This is a genomic window from Furfurilactobacillus siliginis, assembly GCF_001437435.1.
Classification (GTDB): domain Bacteria; phylum Bacillota; class Bacilli; order Lactobacillales; family Lactobacillaceae; genus Furfurilactobacillus; species Furfurilactobacillus siliginis.
The window spans coordinates 114,865-131,142 of sequence record NZ_JQCB01000005.1 but is presented as its reverse complement, the minus strand read 5'-3'; the positions used below and the strand labels follow the sequence as shown (position 1 = coordinate 131,142).

The 16,278-nt window shown below is 42.1% G+C and carries 22 protein-coding genes; 1 reads left to right on the top strand and 21 read right to left on the bottom strand.

Annotated elements, in window-relative coordinates:
- Positions 1 to 10: 10 nt before the first annotated feature.
- Genes IV55_RS05250 through IV55_RS05190 form a run of 13 tightly spaced genes read right to left on the bottom strand, consistent with a single transcriptional unit; the run spans position 11 to position 9,342 of the window.
- Positions 11 to 283: a EutN/CcmL family microcompartment protein gene (locus IV55_RS05250; protein ID WP_057810060.1), complete on the bottom strand. Its 273-nt coding sequence runs from the start codon at positions 281 to 283 to the stop codon at positions 11 to 13.
- Entirely contained in the window at positions 265 to 771 is a 507-nt protein-coding gene (pduM, locus tag IV55_RS05245) for a PduM family microcompartment protein (protein WP_057810059.1), read from the bottom strand. Before pduM ends, IV55_RS05250 begins: the two co-directional genes overlap by 19 nt.
- Complete coding sequence (eutJ, locus tag IV55_RS05240; RefSeq protein WP_057810056.1) at positions 761 to 1,615, bottom strand: ethanolamine utilization protein EutJ; 855 nt, start codon at positions 1,613 to 1,615, stop codon at positions 761 to 763. Before eutJ ends, pduM begins: the two co-directional genes overlap by 11 nt.
- Before the next feature lie 18 nt (positions 1,616 to 1,633).
- The gene (locus IV55_RS05235; RefSeq protein ID WP_057810054.1) at positions 1,634 to 2,263 is read right to left on the bottom strand and encodes a phosphate propanoyltransferase; all 630 of its coding nucleotides are present in this window, start codon (positions 2,261 to 2,263) and stop codon (positions 1,634 to 1,636) included.
- Between the two features lie 19 nt (positions 2,264 to 2,282).
- Positions 2,283 to 2,561, bottom strand: a complete 279-nt coding sequence (gene pduA / locus IV55_RS05230) for a propanediol utilization microcompartment protein PduA (protein ID WP_057810053.1) — start codon at positions 2,559 to 2,561, stop codon at positions 2,283 to 2,285.
- Between the two features lie 22 nt (positions 2,562 to 2,583).
- Positions 2,584 to 3,060, bottom strand: coding sequence for a BMC domain-containing protein (locus IV55_RS05225; protein ID WP_057810051.1), 477 nt, complete (start codon positions 3,058 to 3,060; stop codon positions 2,584 to 2,586).
- A complete protein-coding gene (locus IV55_RS05220) occupies positions 3,057 to 3,407 on the bottom strand; it encodes a glycerol dehydratase reactivase beta/small subunit family protein (protein WP_057810049.1) in 351 nt (116 codons plus the stop codon). The genes IV55_RS05225 and IV55_RS05220 overlap by 4 nt, the downstream gene beginning before the upstream one ends.
- Before the next feature lie 2 nt (positions 3,408 to 3,409).
- The gene (locus IV55_RS05215; RefSeq protein ID WP_057810047.1) at positions 3,410 to 5,248 is read right to left on the bottom strand and encodes a diol dehydratase reactivase subunit alpha; all 1,839 of its coding nucleotides are present in this window, start codon (positions 5,246 to 5,248) and stop codon (positions 3,410 to 3,412) included.
- A 12-nt stretch (positions 5,249 to 5,260) separates the two neighbouring features.
- On the bottom strand, positions 5,261 to 5,803 hold the full coding sequence (locus tag IV55_RS05210) for a diol dehydratase small subunit (protein WP_057810045.1): 543 nt from the start codon (positions 5,801 to 5,803) through the stop codon (positions 5,261 to 5,263).
- A gap of 26 nt (positions 5,804 to 5,829) precedes the next feature.
- On the bottom strand, positions 5,830 to 6,543 hold the full coding sequence (locus IV55_RS05205; RefSeq protein WP_057810043.1) for a propanediol/glycerol family dehydratase medium subunit: 714 nt from the start codon (positions 6,541 to 6,543) through the stop codon (positions 5,830 to 5,832).
- 29 nt (positions 6,544 to 6,572) lie between these two features.
- On the bottom strand, positions 6,573 to 8,237 hold the full coding sequence (locus IV55_RS05200) for a propanediol/glycerol family dehydratase large subunit (RefSeq protein WP_057810041.1): 1,665 nt from the start codon (positions 8,235 to 8,237) through the stop codon (positions 6,573 to 6,575).
- Between the two features lie 22 nt (positions 8,238 to 8,259).
- Positions 8,260 to 9,045 (bottom strand): propanediol utilization microcompartment protein PduB, encoded by a 786-nt coding sequence (pduB, locus tag IV55_RS05195; protein ID WP_057810040.1) that lies wholly within the window; start codon positions 9,043 to 9,045, stop codon positions 8,260 to 8,262.
- Positions 9,046 to 9,060: 15 nt separating this feature from the next.
- Positions 9,061 to 9,342 (bottom strand): BMC domain-containing protein, encoded by a 282-nt coding sequence (locus IV55_RS05190; protein WP_057810037.1) that lies wholly within the window; start codon positions 9,340 to 9,342, stop codon positions 9,061 to 9,063.
- Positions 9,343 to 9,631: 289 nt separating this feature from the next.
- Between IV55_RS05190 and IV55_RS05185 the strand changes: the two genes are divergently transcribed.
- The gene (locus IV55_RS05185; RefSeq protein WP_057810035.1) at positions 9,632 to 10,489 is read left to right on the top strand and encodes a helix-turn-helix domain-containing protein; all 858 of its coding nucleotides are present in this window, start codon (positions 9,632 to 9,634) and stop codon (positions 10,487 to 10,489) included.
- 89 nt (positions 10,490 to 10,578) lie between these two features.
- Here IV55_RS05185 and IV55_RS05180 read toward each other — a convergent pair whose 3' ends face one another.
- The 8 genes from IV55_RS05180 to hemL form a co-directional block, all read right to left on the bottom strand.
- Positions 10,579 to 10,929 (bottom strand): BMC domain-containing protein, encoded by a 351-nt coding sequence (locus tag IV55_RS05180; RefSeq protein WP_057810033.1) that lies wholly within the window; start codon positions 10,927 to 10,929, stop codon positions 10,579 to 10,581.
- Positions 10,930 to 10,938: 9 nt separating this feature from the next.
- The gene (locus IV55_RS05175; protein WP_057810031.1) at positions 10,939 to 11,472 is read right to left on the bottom strand and encodes an NADPH-dependent FMN reductase; all 534 of its coding nucleotides are present in this window, start codon (positions 11,470 to 11,472) and stop codon (positions 10,939 to 10,941) included.
- Between the two features lie 78 nt (positions 11,473 to 11,550).
- Positions 11,551 to 12,261 carry a uroporphyrinogen-III synthase gene (locus IV55_RS05170; RefSeq protein WP_057810028.1) on the bottom strand — a complete coding sequence of 237 codons (711 nt, stop codon included), beginning with the start codon at positions 12,259 to 12,261 and terminating at the stop codon, positions 11,551 to 11,553.
- A 17-nt stretch (positions 12,262 to 12,278) separates the two neighbouring features.
- Complete coding sequence (locus IV55_RS05165) at positions 12,279 to 12,863, bottom strand: histidine phosphatase family protein (protein WP_057810027.1); 585 nt, start codon at positions 12,861 to 12,863, stop codon at positions 12,279 to 12,281.
- On the bottom strand, positions 12,854 to 13,618 hold the full coding sequence (locus IV55_RS05160) for an adenosylcobinamide-GDP ribazoletransferase (protein ID WP_057810025.1): 765 nt from the start codon (positions 13,616 to 13,618) through the stop codon (positions 12,854 to 12,856). The genes IV55_RS05165 and IV55_RS05160 overlap by 10 nt, the downstream gene beginning before the upstream one ends.
- Positions 13,619 to 13,628: 10 nt before the next feature.
- A complete protein-coding gene (locus IV55_RS05155) occupies positions 13,629 to 14,222 on the bottom strand; it encodes a bifunctional adenosylcobinamide kinase/adenosylcobinamide-phosphate guanylyltransferase (protein WP_057810023.1) in 594 nt (197 codons plus the stop codon).
- Entirely contained in the window at positions 14,222 to 14,971 is a 750-nt protein-coding gene (locus IV55_RS05150) for a hypothetical protein (RefSeq protein WP_057810021.1), read from the bottom strand. The genes IV55_RS05155 and IV55_RS05150 overlap by 1 nt, the downstream gene beginning before the upstream one ends.
- Before the next feature lie 10 nt (positions 14,972 to 14,981).
- A complete protein-coding gene (gene hemL / locus IV55_RS05145; protein WP_057810019.1) occupies positions 14,982 to 16,268 on the bottom strand; it encodes a glutamate-1-semialdehyde 2,1-aminomutase in 1,287 nt (428 codons plus the stop codon).
- Positions 16,269 to 16,278: the final 10 nt, after the last annotated feature.

The window sequence follows — 16,278 nt, the reverse complement described above, 5'->3', positions numbered from 1 at the left end:
CAATTTCGCCTCACTTATCAAATCGGTCAATAATGCCAACGATGGCCGAATCTACGACATCACGAGTATGTGTCCCCTCGTTTTGTGTTTTACGAGCACCGGCACCGCGAACTAGCAGAACTAATTCACCAATCCCTGCACCTACCGTATCGGCAGCAACTTCTTCAGTCCGGACTGGATCCATTTCACTATTGATTGGTTGAACAATCATTAGTTTTCGACCCACTAAGGATTCATCTTTTTGGGTAGCTACAACGCTCCCCACTACTTTTGCCATATACATGATTGATTCATCCTTTCCATCACTTGAATCTTCTGCTGTCTAACGGTATCTTCAGCCAGCTGCGTTAGCAGTTGTGATCGAGTTTTGATTAACACGGCTTGCTCAGGCAGGTTCATGATGTCGCTTCTAGTCAAGAAACGTCCTGGAACACTCACAACTTGTTGCTGGGTAGCAAGCTCTATTTTTACCGGCCAATCAACAATTAGTTTTTCTGGAATTAGATTCACCTCAGCAAAGTTCACACGTAAGGTGACATCTGTTCCTAAACCAATACCAGCCAGTACAAACCTAGTAAACGCGTCATCTTCATCCAACATCATTAATTTTTTAAGTGCGAACACACTCACATCATCGACTGTAATTCGTGCATTATCGACCAACACACGATCATCAATTGTCATAATGTCTGTAAAATCAACGGTCCTCTGACTATGGAAACGCCGTTGTAAGCGTGCAACCACGAGATTAACTAGTTGATCAATATCCATCACTTGTCGCCTCCTGTAGAGGATCATCACTCAGTGCAATACCAAGTGGTGTTACAAACTCTGGATTGATAATCCCTTCAACAGGTTGATCCAACACTTTGGCCATCGTAGTTGTAAACTCACTAAAGTTTGATGCTCCACCAACTACAACGATTGGTTCTACCGGTCGTTGTTCGGCAACTTGATCAACAATGGTTGCCATTTTTTCAACAACTGGCCGAATGACAGGAAAGACTTCGTGTTCACGCTGATGATCTTGCTTTAATGTTTCAGCTTCAGTATGCGAAATATGCTCACTACCTGCCAAAACTAGCGTCATGTGGTAACCACCAGTCGCTTCATCGCCGACATGAATTAACTTGTTATTCTCAAACACACTAATTCCGGTAGTTCCACCACCGACATCAACGATTGTTCCGGTCTTTACCTTCAAAAAGGTCGCTGCAGCTGTTGGTTCATCAACAATGTTGCTACAGTGCAATCCTGCATCCTCAATGACATTGGCAACTGCTTTACTATTGCCAGTACCAACTCCAGGAGGAATTGCACCTGCTGCCGTTGTCAGTTGTGTTCCTAAGGCAGCCTCTGCACGTTCTCGAATACCTTGAACAATGCGGACGGCATCGAGATAGTTAACAATTACACCGTCACGAATTGCCTGATCTGGCACTGATTCGCCGTAAACAGGATCTCCCTGCTCGTTAATAACTGCAAAGACAATCGTGGCTGTTCCCAAATCAATACCAACTCGTAACTGGCCAGTCGCTAACTTATTATCTGCATGGGTTGAGCTATGCACGAGTTTATTAAACTGACGCAATTGCTTAACTTGATCCTCAAACATGTTAGCGCTCCTTTAAACCTAGTTATTATCAGAAATGATTCGGGCAATTGAATCCTTAGAAAGACCAGCTGCATTGGCTTCGTCAGTATCAATGTGCATTTCCAACACGAAGTCTTCACGTGGACGAGCAACAACATCGTTAAAGACTAACCGACGCTTGCCGTTAGTTACTTCAACAGCAATATTGTCGCCCAACTTAACACCGTACTTCTTGGCATCTTCTAAGCTCATGTGAACGTGACGTTTGGCAGCGATAGCACCGGCCACCGTAATTTCAGCAGCATCCGTCTTGAGTGTTACAGAAGGTGCACCATCAAGATTTCCTGACATCCGAACTGGTAAATTAACACCAATTTGGAAGCCATCAGTTAACGATAGTTCAACTTGTGATTGTTTCCGGTAGGGTCCCAGAACACGGACACCAGGAATTTCACCCTTAGGTCCAACAACCGTAACCTTAGAATTTGAAGCAAAGTCTGCCGGTTGGCGTAAGTTCTTGAACTTAGTCATCTTTTGACCAGGGAACAATGTTTCAAAGTCTTCTTCTGATAAGTGAATATGGTGATTTGAAACACCAATTGGAATACCAGGTTGTGTTTCTTCTTCAACGATTTGCTTAATTAACGCGCGTAATTCATTATCATTCATGTGTTTGCCTCAGCTACCCTTACTTTTCGCTCTTTGGTAAGATACCTTCAACATCTGTGTGTGGACGAGGAATTACGTATGAGGCGTAAACTTCACCGACATTTTCAGCAGAAGCAGTACCAGCATCAACGGCTGCTTTAACGGCACCAACATCACCACGAACCATAACAGTTACCAAACCAGAACCAATCTTTTCGTAACCAGTTAATTCAACGTTAGCTGCCTTAACCATTGAGTCTGCTGCTTCAATTGCGGATACTAAACCTTTTGTTTCGATCATTCCAAGTGCGTTATTCATTTTGATTTCCTCCAATTAAAAACTATTGTTTTGGTCTTGTGTTTTTGTTGTTCGTACGACGGCGACTTGTCGTTGTACGTTTAGTTGTTGCAGGTTTGCTTTCAGGCTTTGCTGCCTGACTTGCTGGTGTTGCTTGTTCCTTAACTGATTCTGGCTTTTCAACGACTGGCGTATCAACTTCCTTCGTTGAATCTACTGTTTCACTAACAGCCGTCGGGAAGTTTTTTGCCGCCTTGACTAATGAATCAATGCCAGCTGCTGGGCGAGGAATAATCTGCTTAGCAACAAACTTGTCAACGTCGGCGGCAATGTTTGCACCAGCTGCGACCGCTGCGTTAACAGCGCCAACATCCCCTGATACAAAGACAGTCATCTGTCCGGCACCACGCGCCCGCTCAATTTTTTCAATGTGAACGTTTGCTGTTTTTACCATGACATCAGCTACTTTTACAACAGTTGAAAAACCACCAACTTCAACCATCCCAAGTGCTTCACTCATAAAATTTCACCTCCCCGTTCAAAATCTTTAAACGGCACTCTTTTTACTAACCGTGCTGCATTAGCACCAAGACGTCGTAAATCTTCTTTATCGCTAAGTGCTACACGTGCTAATGGCTTATCAACGGGCAAGCTATTTAAATGTAAATACGCAAACTGGTCATCAGTCGCTAACCCCACGTGCAGTTGTGAAGCTAATGAAGCCTCGTGCGCCAACTCAACCGTATTTTCACCACTAACTTTGTCTGTCATTTGATAAGGAATTTCTTCCTCCTCAATGCCGTTAAGCAATGGTTCTACCGATTGAGACGACTTTCCTGCAATTAAAATTTTGGGTTCAACTGCCATATCTACCGACCTTCCTTCAGCTCATTTGCATAAGCTAAAATCAAACCTGTAGCAACGGCATTACGTGGACCTTCAATTGCACGAACATTTCCGCGTCCAGCAACTAAGTTATAGTGTGACAAGGCATCTGTAACCAACTGTGGAACTTCAAAATCAAGTGCTGATCCACCAACTATGACAACAAACGGAATGTCCCGAATGTTACCTGTGGGACTAACCTTTGCCAGTGCCCGCAAAGCGTTTGTAACAAACACACGCTGTTTTGCAGATTGACGAACAGAACGAATCTTTTCTATCGATACATCACCAGGAACTGGTACGAAACCATCTGGTTTAACAACTACTGTTCTGGCAAATAAATTACCAGGAAGTGCGTCATCGAAGAATTGAACAGTTCCATCTTCATGCCGAATATAGAATAAGCTTTCGACCTTTGCTAATGGATAGCGTTTAATGTCTTCTGCCAGATAAACATCATCTAATCCCAATTCAGAGTTGATAATCATGGTTGTCATATCACCAGCACCTGCTAGGTGAATAGCCACAATCTTGCCCTCTTTGTTAATGATCGATGCATCAGAGGAACCAGCCCCTAAATCGAGAATGGCAAGTGGGGCTTGCGTCCCTGGTGTCGTTAGCGCACCACGAATGGCAGCTTCTGCTTCAGCGCCACCAACTTCAACTTTGACATCAAATTCTTTCTGAATTTCATCAGCAATCATCTGCATTTGAAGATGGTCGGTCCGAACCATTGATGCAATCCCGACGGCTTGTTCCATTGAGAACTCACCCGCCAAGCCACCTTTAACGTCATTTGGCACCGACGTATCAACAGCTAGCAAATCTTGAATGAAAATATCTTGCATCTTCTTATCAGTCAAATCTGCCATTGTCTGACGCACACGTTCAAGCATTCCACCGATATTAGTACCAGATTCTCCAGTAACATTATCGATTTGCTTAAACGACGAAACCGTTTTCATTATTTTGTCAGCACCATCTGAAATACCAACATTTTCCTGATGATCATCACCAAGAATATTGATTGATCCAGCTGGAATAACACGGGCTTTGACATCCCCTGCTGGCGTTTTAATAACAACAGCGGAACGGTTCCCAATTAAGGCACGTGCAACCGGCACAACATTTTTGGTTTGTTCTGGCGTTAGATTAAACACCGTTGCAATCCCATAAGGGTTGGACAACTGTCGAATCACACCACCTTTATCAGCCACTTCAATGGCTGATAACATGTGTTGCGGAACCTTTTCAAGCAACGATACTTCATCAACAATCGGAATCTTATAATTCAATCGATTATCAATCAGCACACCATCGTCACCCTGTAAAATTGCACCCGTAATTTTGTAACCATTCGCAGCGTATGCATTTAACAACTTCGCTGCATCGCCAAAATCTACTTCCTTAGGAACCAGAACAACATAGTTTGTATCTGTATTTCCTTGTCTAATGACATCGCTAATCAGAATTGTTTCACCAATTCCGAGACCGACACCACCAGGGGTACGTGGATTGTGGCCAATCATGGTCGATTCTGTAATGATGGTTTCCGTAATGGTTTCCATCGCAACATCACCAATAACAGGTGTTGCTTCGTTTATTCTAACTAAGTCAACATCTGAAACATCCAGATTGCTCTTAGCTAAAACACCGTTGATAGCAGTTCTAACTCCGACGAGGTTACGTTTAGTACCCTTGATACCAGTCGTTGCCGTGATGTCTGAGTTGATAAAATCGACTTGTCCATCAGCCGAAACATCTGCTAAGGCAACTTCTGTAGAGGAGTTCCCGATATCCACACCAATTACTTTTTGTGCCATGAATTACCTCCGCTAGTTATCACCCTTAAGCTTCTTGCGAAGTTCATAGTTCTTAGCGGCTTCACGAACCCAGGTAGCACAAATTTTTGCGTTGTACTGTTGTTCTAGTTCGTCTGCCATGTCTAATAATTCTTGCTTAGTTGAACGATATGGACGTAATGATCCATACATTTCAAGCAAGCGCTTATCAGGAATCGCCGTCAATTCAGAAGCACGGTCAAAGTTACCCTGAATAGCTGTCCGACCGGCACTCTTAGCAATTTGGCCCTGTGCTTTCAAAGTTGCAGGTGTAATCCGCAAATCATCAGCAGTAATTTTATCGTTCACAACGTTTTCCAACGTAATGTCAGTAACGCTTTTTCCCGTTGGTGATTTAATCATGTCAGGATGTTTACTAAATAGTGGGTAATCATCGCGACCCAATTCTTTACCATCTGTCGTAGCTGAAGCTGTTGGTGTTGTTGAACCGGCATTAACTGGAGCATCAGTGCTCTTAGTTGCTGAGTTCTGCATATCTGCCATAACCTTCGCTACAAGGTCTTCCATTTCGCTCATGATAAGATCCTTTCTAACCTTTTTGTTTAGAAGCTGACCTGAATTTCTTCAGCTTGTTTACCTAACACAACATACTTAGTTTCCTTAATGTGCATCAGTGCTGACTTAGCTTGGTATTGTACCCGCGCCATTTGATCGTTGACCGTTGGCACAGGAGTTGGTGATTCACCCTTAGCATACTTGGCTGCATTCACACCAATTGCACGGTAGGTATCAAGTGTTAGAACAGGCGCTTGCGGGAATAATTCAAGGTTTGACAGTGGTTCTTCATCACGCTGGTGAATAATTGCAGTCCCTTTTGATTGAATCGCAATCCCAATTCCGGAACCAGAAAGCTTGTCACCTTCAGCACCGGCAAATGATACATCGGCTGTCCGATAAACTTTGATAACCCGTGCTCGTAGACCTTCTTCTTCAATACCAGCGGTCACTTGACGAAGAATATCTTTATGGGATAACCCAGTCATATTCTCAGTCAAATGCTCAGCAAATCCTGGTAACACAGCGACAACAACTTCATCAACCGCTGTCCCTTGCTTTGCGGGACCAACATGTTTGAACCAGTCAAGCTGTTTTGGCGCGTCCATTCCTGCTGGTACCTTCTTGGACGCAACGGGAGCTTCTGTTGCAGGCGTTGGTTGATCCTCACTCTTGAAGGAGATTGGTTGACTCGCATCATTTGTTTCTTTAATTACTTCCTGAACAATTTTACGTAATAAGGCAACATCTACATCTGCCATTTTAATGGCCTCCTTTCTGTAGTTATGAATTAGAAGTCTGAAGGATCGATGGCCATTGGGATATCTTTAATCTTCTCCCAAGTCTCGCCTGAGACACGGTAACCAGTTCCTGGTCCTTCGTAATCGTTCTTGTCATTAACTGCAGAAATAACGTTCCAGTCCTTATCGAAGATAGCTGACGTCTGCAAGAAGTCTCCGGCAATCCGTTGTTGCAATAAGCTCAAAACAGCTTGTGCGACGTCACGGAAACCACCGTTGTAAAGACCCTTAACAATATCCAAGCCGGTAATTCCACGGTTCATCATGTCTTGAGCAGCCTTCATATCTTCAACCATGTTACGTTCTGGCATGTCTCTTGAAGTATTCGCATAAGTAGCCGCTTCAACTTCTTCATCTGTGATCTTTGGTAATCCCAAAGCTTCGAAGACAGTTTGAAGTGCTTTGGCAGCTTTGTTACGAACCTTAATGACGTCTTCTTCCTTAACCGGAACAATCCCACCATTAATCTTCAAGTCACGTTGCATGACGTAATAGTCATCGTAATCCATAGCATCGGTATTAGAACCGGCAAACATGTTATCTTCATTAGGAACTGAAGAGTAACCAGATGAAACATAGTCGGTACCTGCAAGGAATTGTCCTAACAGACGTTCAGTCCGACGCATGTCTGAGTGTGAAAAGGCTTGGTCATTAGCAGAAGCACATTCCAAATCCAGCATCATACAAATTAAGTTTTCACCTAAAACGGAACGAATCCCTGATGGAACAGATCCTGGGATACCAATACAACTAACACCACCATTTTGTAGGCCTTGAACACCACTAGCCTTGGTAATGTAGATACAACGTGCTTCAAGGTAAAGCATTGATTTACCTTCAGCATATCCCATCATAACTTCTGAACCGGAACCGGAAGTAAAGCGCATCTTCAGTCCACGAGAAGCATAACAAGAAGCAAGGAAACCTTTTGACCAAGGTGTGTCATCACCATCGGTAAACACTTGTTCAGTCCCGTAAACGGAAATAGTTTCGGCATAAGCAGTAAAACCACGCATCCCTAAACTCAATTCCAAGGCTTCTTCAACAGAACATTGTGTTAACACACCAGGACGTCCAGTTTGTGCACCAATCATGATTGAAATGGCGTTAAACGGAGCGTACCGACCAACGGCAGTCGTTGTTTCTTGCTCTGGGAACCCACGTAAAGCAGCATCCGCAGCATCTGCGGCAATTTGTACGGGGTTATCCTTCAAGTTAGTAACATGGGCTTGTGTAGCTGGTGTCCGACGTGGGCGCATCTTTTGTGTGGCCATCATCATTTCCACGAAGTTTAACTTTGAAATAACATCAACCGCTTTGGCAGGTGTCATCGCAGTCGTTAATGGAATGATATCTTCACGAGGTACGTTAGGATCACAGAGCATGTTCGCCAATTTGTATGAATCAGTGTTCATAACTTCGACGGCACGTGATTTATCAATTCCGTGATCAGCAATGTACATATCGATCAAATCGAATTCGTCACGTTGCTTGCTGTCTAATTCAGTTACAACCCCATTTTCAATTTTGATGCTAGGTTTAGGATCGTTAGGTCCTTCCAAAGCAACAAAACCTTCTTCAGGCCATTCCTTAACAAATCCATCCAAATGAACTGGACGTTTTTCTAACTCTTCAAAACGTTTTTGACGTTTCATTAGTTGTCATTCTCCCCTCAACCTAAATGTAAGATGGAAAATCATTCTTAGGTTCTTCACCAAGTGTTCCCAATAACTTCAGTCCAACTTCGCGAGCTGCAATAACAGCTTGGCGAACAGCACCGGAATCACCAGAAATATGAAGAACACCTTCGTTTGAGTAACTAGTGCCGTACGCTGGAGATGCAAATGACAATACGTCGACGTTTGCAGCCTTCAAAGCAGTATCACCCATCACAACACCGATACCAGCTGGGGCACCGGCAATTAAACCATATGCCTTGCCTACAGGTGCACCGAATGCAAAGTGACAAGCTTCGCTGGCACGTGCTGTGTATTGTAATTCCAAATGTCCAGCAGCGCTGTTGTAAACATCACCAAACTTGTTAGGAACGTCTGCTAATGCAACTTCAATCGCACGACGAACATCTGAGACATCGTTACCACCGACAATGATCAATGAACCATGTCCAGCACCGCCCTTGGTGTCACGAGGCATTTGAACACTGACAACTTCAGTGTTAGTTGCTTTGACTGCTTCATCCACAGCCATAATTTGAGGACCAGCACCAGTACGTGCAGATAAGATCCCTAATGAACGAAATTCGCTTTGTAAATGTAGATTCTTAGATAATTCACTATCAACGTTGGCGATCACCATACCGATGGTATCTCCAACTGGAGCTGTTCCAACAAATTCAGTTAAATCTGTTTTACCAACATTCTTTGTTGCGGGTTTACTTCCTGAATTGCTAGCGTCAAGTAACTTACCCATGACGCGGTTAACTAATTCGTCCGTATCAGCCATAGTTTATTCACCTACCTATTTGTTTTCCTTTGGTAATAGAGCTTCAACATCTTGGTGAGGGCGTGGAATGACGTAGTTAGAAACTACTTCACCGATTTCTTCGGCAGCGCTTACACCGGCGTCAACAGCAGCTTTAACTGCGCCAACATCACCGCGTACCATAACTGTAATCAAGCCCTTACCAATCTTTTCTTGACCGACGAGCTTAACGTTAGCAGCTTTAACCATTGCATCTGCTGCTTCGATTGAAGCGATCAAGCCACGGGTTTCAATTAACCCAAGTGCTTCTCTATCCATGAACTTCTCCTCCTTCGGGATTTTCCCGATGTAAAATGTTCTTCTGGTTCTCCCTAAGGGTACAAAAAAAAGGTGACACTTTATTGCTATGCCTAAATAGTCACATATTCTCATTACTGCTTTTTCTTGTTATACTATAACCATCAACATGAATAGCTCAATGTTAGCAATGCAAACCCTTTCATAAAAGTCGCTTTTTAATTGCTCAACATTGTACAATTGCCCATTTAATAATAAGTTCCTACTAAACGATCAATACATTAGAACAAACACTTGAGGCAAGTTAACGATGGAAAAAAATCTTACACAGATTATGACTGCTGCACACATTCAACAACTCAACCAACTGTTGCAAAATTTCTCTGAAGCCACCGGATGTATCACAACTCTGACAGATACTGCCGGTCAAAGTATTTGTAATACTTTTGGGTTATCAATCTTCCAACCCTTTAATGACAAGCCGATGGATGATCTAAACGTGCCGCAGAATCTGTCGACTCATTTAGATAATCACTATTCACTAAGTCGCTTGCCAATTGTTCTCAACCATGAGGCAATTGCCTACGCCTGCTGTGGGAATACAGCAAGTTCTGGAATGGCAAGATCACCATTTGGGCCAACCGGGAATTCATCCGGTGAACACGTTCAGGCTTCTGTGATCTTGCTACGATTAATCATTCAAAGAGAAGTTGACCGTTACGCATCTGCAGCACCTGAGTCCGCAGCACCAATCGTTGCCAATAATACAGTCATTAGTTTTAATCGTGCACCTGAGAAAAACGTCCCTGTCAGTAACTCTTTAGATAGAATAGAGTCAATTAAAACTAAAAATAAGGAAATTAACGACGCACTTGTATATATAGAACAACATTTAAACCAAAATATTTCTTTAGAAGAAGTTGCCCAGCGCGTATATCTATCCAGCTTCTACTTTTCAAAGTTATTTAAAAAATCCACCAATATGAATTTTTCAGACTATTTAGCGGCAAAGAAAATCAAACGAGCAATGGTACTTTTGCAAGACACAACAACTCCTGTGAAGTTAATTTCTAAACGTTTAGGTTTTTCTAAAACTAGTTACTTTAGTAAGACCTTTAAAAAGTACACAAACACAACCCCTTCCGAATTTAGAAAAGCTTCGCAGTGAAAAAAAGCCAACCACCAAAATTTTGGTGGTTGGCTTTTTAATTTAATTATCAAAGTGAACTTTAAATGAACATCTTTATCAAAAGAAAGTTAGCTTTGTGTGATTTTACTGACTGAAAAATGTAACATTGTTGCCATTTTTGCGTTTGCACTTTCGAACGCTGCAACTAATCCATCAATACTACCGTGAAGAATAATTGTCCCACTGAAACGATCCATGAAACCAATTTCCACACCACCTGATTTCAATGCGACATCTGCAGCTATAATAGCGGCTTCCGCTGGTGTGATAGTTAAAATCCCAACACTATCATGTGTATCCTCAATTCCGAGCTTCTCAAAAACATCGGCTGTTGGGCTTGAAATGATATGTGTTAATGTCACCTGTTTACCAGGAACGTATTCTTGAATAATTCGTTTTATTTTTTTTGCTTCAGCCATTTTTAAACCTCACATTAAGTTTAATAGCGCATTCATTGAAAGCGTCAGTAACTTTTTAGTCCTCTGATCCATAATGTTTCCATCTTCATCAAACTTGCAATCTGCGTTACCAATCAGAACTTCTGGTGTATCAACAAGTTGAGGAGCTAGACTCCTAGACCGTAGAACTGCGCGTACATTCTCCTGTGCCCTTACTGTCCCTAACTGTCCTACTGATGCTCCGATAATCATGGTTGGTTTATTTTTCAATGGATAAGGCTGGTAGGAGCACCAGTCAAGTGCATTTTTGATGCTAGCCGTCGTCCCGTTATTATATTCGGGTGTCGCGATAACTATCCCATCGGCCTCTGTAACTTGCTTTAAAAAAGTCCGTAACTGTTCGTTACCATCATTAACACCAGTTCCGTCAATAAAGGGTAATTCTAATAAGTCAGGCTCTTCCCAAGTTACTACAGCTTGATAGTTTCCTGCTAAATATTTCGTTAACAGTCGGTTATATGAAGTTAATGAAGTCCCACCGTTTAAGCAAACAATTGATTTCATACGTTCCCATCTCCTACTGTAAACATTACCAAAAATCAGTGATAAGATGTTGTTCCTTAATTTGGTTAAAACTATTATTCATTGGTTGTCACCTAACATCTGTTGAACTGCTTTAGCAAGAACATTGTGATGTTCCCGAGGTATCCAAACCTTTTCGAAATGGTTCTGAACAGTCGTATACGTGCGTTCACCAAGCGTATAATAACTTGCTTCATTCCAATTTTCAGAATTAACCAATAACTGGATAATTTTCAATAGACGTTCAAAAGCTGATGGACTAGTGACCAGTATCTGGTTGAACTGATAGTTTTTCATCACATTTACTGCGGCTTGTGTATCACTTTCCAACCAGACATTTTTATACACCGTTAGTACATCTACCTGATCGTTCTTTTGAAATGATGGCTCAAAGTGATCCCCTTCCAACCAAACAACCTTTCGATTCGAGTAATCCAGTGTGCGTTCTCGCAAACTTGACTGATTTTCTTGCGCACTAATTACAACGGTTCCGGAGAACTGTTTGCTTACATCAAGCGCCATTTTCGCGCTCAATACACAAGCAACGCCAACCTGTGGAAACATATTTAGTGAAGCATTAAAGACCTGCAACGCAAAATGGCTACTAATGACTACCACCTCGGCTTGTAAAGCACGCTGGGTTTCCTCTTCTGATATATTTCGCGCTTCAAGACGTCGTAACGGATAGTAAACAACAGGTCCAGCATCCTTTAACTGAATTTGCAGTGCATCAGAAACCTTCTTCTGTGGATATAACAATAAGCGAGCCATTTCTTACCCTTCTTAACTTACTGATTACGTGTAACTACACGAACAGAATCCTCATCCAAATGAAACTGTGTATAACAACCGGCTTTGAAATCAACTGACCAAAAATCTGTTCCAGGGAAAAGAAGCTGATTAACAGATCTCAAAACCCCTAGATGACAAACAAGCAATACCTTATTTGACGTTTGACGGTCAATCAGAAGCTCCGATACGCCCTTTGTAACTCGTTCAAAAAATGTATCGAATGGCTCCGCTGCAGGTGGCGTATATGTAAATGGTGCATTTAACCAGCTCCACCACTCCTTTGAATCGAGCGCCTCAATTTGATCAGCATCTAACCCTTCCCAACGACCAAATGACTTTTCATTAAAAAGGCCGTTTTGAGAAATCTTCATTTTATGTTCCTCTGCGGTTGGTGTTGCAGTTTGAACGCAGCGAGTCATTTCACTAGTAACTATTTTAGAGATCTCAAAGTCACGCAATTTATCAGCTAATAATTCTGCTTGATTCCGCCCATTTTCATTAATAGGAACATCTAATGCACCATAAAATTTTTTAGCAACATTAAAGTTAGTTTGTCCGTGGCGTGCTAAAATCAGCTCCATCCTAGCACCACCAAACCCGTGTAAACTAATAGAAACGTCAATTGGGTGAAACATGTGAAGGCACCAAGTGTATCCCCTGTCAAACCACCAAATAGTTTAACGAATTTATGCCGATATGGAATTGCAACTAAACAAACAGCAAAATAAGCAATTAATCCTGCTAAGTGCGTCAATAAAACAATAACAACTATGGCAAACACTTGGGCGACGATAATTTGCCAAACTTTAACTCCTTGCCACATTTCTGCCAATCCGCCTGTAGATCCCGCATAATGCATATGGAACAGCAACAAGCTAATTGCAATCTTACTCATCATCACAAAAACAATAACCACACCAGCCATTGTCAGCCGATCCAAATGCTTTTCTAAAAGTGGCCCAACACCAATCGCAATCGCGTAGTAATAGACTAAAGCTAGTACACCCATTGTGCCTAGTCGACTATCCTTCATAATTTCTCTCATCCGATCAACGGTTCTCGATGAGAAAATTGCATCCGCAGTATCTGCCCATGCATCCAGGTGGAATCCACCCGTAATAACACCATCTGCAATTATAATTAACATCCAAGAAAAGGCACTTGGAAATAAATAACTTAACCCACCAAATGCCACCCCTTCAAGCAATCCCAATAGCGCCCCAAAGAGCGTTATATACTGAACACTTTTTTTGAACTTTACCAAGGGATCATTAATTTGAATGGGAATTGAAAAACGCGTAAAAAACTGCCCGAATAACACTAAAGCTCTAAACATGTTTAAACACCTACTTAATTTTGAGTGGCAAACCACTAACTACCAAATAGAAATCAACTGCTACCTTTGCCAAACGTTGATTCACTAAACCATAGCAATCACGTAAAATACGTGTTTGCTTTGTAGCCGGCACAATTCCTAAGCCAACCTCATTAGTCACAATCACTACCGGCGAGTCCGACTGATCAATTGATTGTAGTATACATTCCCATTCATTCATGATACTATTACTGACTTTTTCAACTGCATCCTTGGACATATTCTCAATGTATTCATCAACATCAGAAGTGCCATTAATCGGCAAATTGTTAGTAACAAATTTAAAAAACAAGTTTGTAGTTAGCATCGTTGCATCATCCAGCAATACACCATCATAATCATTTTCACCAATTACGTCGGCAACTTGTTCATAGGTTTCGCGGGTAACCCAGCTTGATGGTCTTCGCTTTTGATGATGTTCGATTCGTCTTTGCATTTCGACGTCTTGTTTAAAAAGAACACCAGTCGCAATATAACAAATCCGTTTTTCTCGGCTAAACATTTCCTCAGCGTATACTGATTTTCCACTTTTGGCACCGCCGCTTACAACCGTTAACTTACCCATCAAATTGCAGCTCCTTCCAAATCGCATAACCTTTTAACCGGCAATACGTTTTCCTTCTCAAACTGGATTTGCTTACGTTTGTCTACAGCAATAAGTAGTACTGTAGCAGGACCTGCCGATTTTTCCATATCCAGTAACTTCCAGTCAGATGCGTGTATCACTTGATTTAAGTGATGCGTTTGACGTAATTGTTCCACCTCAAATGCCATCCCTTTTGATCCAACAGGTAGTATATCTACGACACCAGTCGTTTGCTGAATTTGTCGCAATTCTTGGTAACCAAATATTTCATCTAGATGTTTCTTAACTTCTTCACCTACATACGGTGTGCCCAAACAATAAACGGCCATAGCGGTTTGCTTTGAAAACTTGGGACTTCGATCACGAATACCAATGACAGTAACCCCAACTGATGTTGTTTGTGTAACCATGTTATCTTCTGTGCTGCCATTAAGTGGAATATCAGATAAATCCGCCCGTTGCATTTCGGCCCGCATTCCTTTAATCACGGCTGCTCCCGTGGGCTCCATCTCATTTCCAACTGTATCAACAACAGAAACGGGCTTGGCACCATATGCCAACAATTCAAGTAACGGTACCCTAAGCGAATAGGCAGACATAGTCGCTGTATCAATTGCGACCATATCTGCCTTCTTTTCGCCAATGCCTGCACTACTATCACAGGCAATTACCATTTCTATTGTTGACGAAAGCGGCACGATCGTTAAATCACGAAATTGCTCTCCCATCATCTTCCACCTACGCTAGTTTTGTAAATGCATCATCAAAAATTGCTACAGTTCGATCAATGTCTTCATCAGTATGTTTAGCTGATAAGAAGTTTGTCTCGAATTGAGATGGCGCAGTATAGATGCCGTTTGCTAAAATTTCTTTGAAGAACTTAGCAAAGAACTGCTCATCACTCTTTTTAACATCGACAAAGTTATTAATTGGTCCTTCATTGAAGAAGTAGCTCCACATTGTCCCTACGTGATGTGTTACCAACGGAACGCCATGCCGGTCTGCACTTTCTTGAATTCCGGCAGTTAAACGATCGACTTTTTTACCCATTTGAATATATAAGTCCGCGTTTAATTGTGACAATGTTGAAATCCCCGCAGTCATTGCAAGTGGATTTCCTGACAAAGTTCCTGCATGGTAAACGTTACCTGCCGGAGTAATATCAGACATAATATCCTTGCGTCCGCCAAAAACACCAACTGGTAAGCCACCACCGACAACTTTACCAAGTGTTGTTAGATCAGGTGTAATTCCAGTTAAACCTTGTACACCATGAAGACCAGCACGGAAACCAGACATAACTTCATCAAATATCAATAACGAACCAGAGGCCTTAGTGATTTCACGTAAAGTTTCTAGGAAGGATTGCGTGCCCGGAATAACACCCATGTTACCTGCAACTGGTTCCACAATGACACAAGCGATTTCGTCACCCTGCTTTTCAAATAGATCACGAATCGCAGCAGTATCATTGTACTCGACAGTCAGCGTATCTAATGCAAATGGATCTGGTACACCAGGAGATGTGTTAATTCCAAAAGTTGCCATCCCAGAACCTGCATCTACTAGTAACGAATCACTATGCCCATGATAATTACCAATGAATTTCACAATCTTATCACGGTGTGTAAATCCCCGAGCTAAACGAATTGCGCTCATTGTTGCTTCGGTACCAGAAGATACCATTCGCATCATTTCCATAGATGGCACAAGGTTCTGAACCATTTCAGCTAACTGTGTTTCCAATTGTGTAGGTGCACCATAACTGGTTCCCCGTTCCACTGCAGTTTGAAGCGCAGCAACCACGTGATCCTCCGCATGTCCCAGAACTAATGGGCCCCAAGAAAGCACGTAGTCAATATATTCATTGCCATCAATATCATAGATATGTTGACCTTTTGCATGATCAATAAATAGTGGATTCCCTCCTACATTTTTAAATGCACGAACAGGACTGTTTACACCACCAGGCATAATTTTACTTGATTCTCTAAAAGCAGCTTTGGATTTCTCGTAGCTTCTCATTCTTTGATTT

Excerpts from the sequence above, each read along its gene's own strand:
- IV55_RS05250 (WP_057810060.1), bottom strand. The coding sequence starts at position 283 with ATGTATATGGCAAAAGTAGTGGGGAGCGTTGTAGCTACCCAAAAAGAT.
- pduM (WP_057810059.1), bottom strand. The coding sequence starts at position 771 with ATGGATATTGATCAACTAGTTAATCTCGTGGTTGCACGCTTACAACGG.
- eutJ (WP_057810056.1), bottom strand. The coding sequence starts at position 1,615 with ATGTTTGAGGATCAAGTTAAGCAATTGCGTCAGTTTAATAAACTCGTG.
- IV55_RS05235 (WP_057810054.1), bottom strand. The coding sequence starts at position 2,263 with ATGAATGATAATGAATTACGCGCGTTAATTAAGCAAATCGTTGAAGAA.
- pduA (WP_057810053.1), bottom strand. The coding sequence starts at position 2,561 with ATGAATAACGCACTTGGAATGATCGAAACAAAAGGTTTAGTATCCGCA.
- IV55_RS05225 (WP_057810051.1), bottom strand. The coding sequence starts at position 3,060 with ATGAGTGAAGCACTTGGGATGGTTGAAGTTGGTGGTTTTTCAACTGTT.
- IV55_RS05220 (WP_057810049.1), bottom strand. The coding sequence starts at position 3,407 with ATGGCAGTTGAACCCAAAATTTTAATTGCAGGAAAGTCGTCTCAATCG.
- IV55_RS05215 (WP_057810047.1), bottom strand. The coding sequence starts at position 5,248 with ATGGCACAAAAAGTAATTGGTGTGGATATCGGGAACTCCTCTACAGAA.
- IV55_RS05210 (WP_057810045.1), bottom strand. The coding sequence starts at position 5,803 with ATGAGCGAAATGGAAGACCTTGTAGCGAAGGTTATGGCAGATATGCAG.
- IV55_RS05205 (WP_057810043.1), bottom strand. The coding sequence starts at position 6,543 with ATGGCAGATGTAGATGTTGCCTTATTACGTAAAATTGTTCAGGAAGTA.
- IV55_RS05200 (WP_057810041.1), bottom strand. The coding sequence starts at position 8,237 with ATGAAACGTCAAAAACGTTTTGAAGAGTTAGAAAAACGTCCAGTTCAT.
- pduB (WP_057810040.1), bottom strand. The coding sequence starts at position 9,045 with ATGGCTGATACGGACGAATTAGTTAACCGCGTCATGGGTAAGTTACTT.
- IV55_RS05190 (WP_057810037.1), bottom strand. The coding sequence starts at position 9,342 with ATGGATAGAGAAGCACTTGGGTTAATTGAAACCCGTGGCTTGATCGCT.
- IV55_RS05185 (WP_057810035.1), top strand. The coding sequence starts at position 9,632 with ATGGAAAAAAATCTTACACAGATTATGACTGCTGCACACATTCAACAA.
- IV55_RS05180 (WP_057810033.1), bottom strand. The coding sequence starts at position 10,929 with ATGGCTGAAGCAAAAAAAATAAAACGAATTATTCAAGAATACGTTCCT.
- IV55_RS05175 (WP_057810031.1), bottom strand. The coding sequence starts at position 11,472 with ATGAAATCAATTGTTTGCTTAAACGGTGGGACTTCATTAACTTCATAT.
- IV55_RS05170 (WP_057810028.1), bottom strand. The coding sequence starts at position 12,261 with ATGGCTCGCTTATTGTTATATCCACAGAAGAAGGTTTCTGATGCACTG.
- IV55_RS05165 (WP_057810027.1), bottom strand. The coding sequence starts at position 12,863 with ATGGAGCTGATTTTAGCACGCCACGGACAAACTAACTTTAATGTTGCT.
- IV55_RS05160 (WP_057810025.1), bottom strand. The coding sequence starts at position 13,618 with ATGTTTAGAGCTTTAGTGTTATTCGGGCAGTTTTTTACGCGTTTTTCA.
- IV55_RS05155 (WP_057810023.1), bottom strand. The coding sequence starts at position 14,222 with ATGGGTAAGTTAACGGTTGTAAGCGGCGGTGCCAAAAGTGGAAAATCA.
- IV55_RS05150 (WP_057810021.1), bottom strand. The coding sequence starts at position 14,971 with ATGGGAGAGCAATTTCGTGATTTAACGATCGTGCCGCTTTCGTCAACA.
- hemL (WP_057810019.1), bottom strand. The coding sequence starts at position 16,268 with ATGAGAAGCTACGAGAAATCCAAAGCTGCTTTTAGAGAATCAAGTAAA.